At 67.0% G+C, this 874-nt stretch carries 1 protein-coding gene; it reads left to right on the plus strand.

Annotation, left to right across the window (positions count from 1 at the left end; translation table 4 throughout):
• A partial coding sequence (locus tag FJR74_RS08330; protein ID WP_211333938.1) for a DUF7937 domain-containing protein occupies positions 1-874 on the plus strand: 874 nt, incomplete at both ends.

The following is an 874-nucleotide window of genomic DNA, read 5'->3' on the forward strand; positions in this document are numbered from 1 at the left end:
CCTCAGCACCGGTTTCAACCTGAGCTGGCGGGTCAGGTACGCGTTGGAGCCCGCGGCCGGCGCGTCCGGTTTTGGCCAACAGAACCTCGCGGTCATCGACACGGTGGTGGTGTACGGCGTGGTAGCCCTGGCCGCCGTGCTGGTCGCGTCCCGGTGGCTGCTTCGGCCTACAGCGGCCGAAGCGCTCTCAACCGTGGCGCTGGGTGGCTCCACCCTGATCGCCGGGTCCATCGTGTGGAGCCTTCCCATCGGCCGCGAGCTCGACGCGTTCCACGGCATTGCCCAAAACACGTCGACGGCCGGCGTGGGATACGAGGGTTATCTGGTGTGGGCCGCGGCCGCGGCAATGTGTGCGCCGCTGACCCTGTTCAGGTCCCCGAACGCGCCACCGATCGACAAAACCGTGTGGCGGGCAGCGTCCCGAAACGGCTTGCTGCTCATCGCCGTGTGGTGCCTGGGCTCGGTAGCGATGCGGTTGACCGACCTCGTCGTCGCGGTGCTGTTGAATTATCCGTTCTCGCGCTACGACAGCATGGCGCTGGCTGCGTTCGATCTGGCCACCGCGGTCCTAGCGATCTGGCTTCGCTTCAACATGGCGACCGAGGCCCTGCCCGCGAGGCTGATCTCGTCGCTGTGCGGATTGCTATGCACATTCACCGTTTCGCGCGTCATCGTCGGCGTCGTCCTGGCTCCGCGATTCCAGGCATCTTCGGGCGGGTCGGCTCACCCCGTCTACGGAAACGATCTTGCCCAGCAGATCACCAGCACCTTCGATGTGGTGCTGTGCGGCCTGGCGCTCAGCATCCTCGCGGCGGCCATCGTCAACGGCAGGCTGCGCCAGCTGCCGCAACCCCCGCACACCCCGGCGCTGTCC

The sequence above is a fragment of the Metamycoplasma neophronis genome (assembly GCF_006491995.1).
GTDB lineage: Bacteria > Bacillota_I > Bacilli_A > Mycoplasmatales > Metamycoplasmataceae > Metamycoplasma > Metamycoplasma neophronis.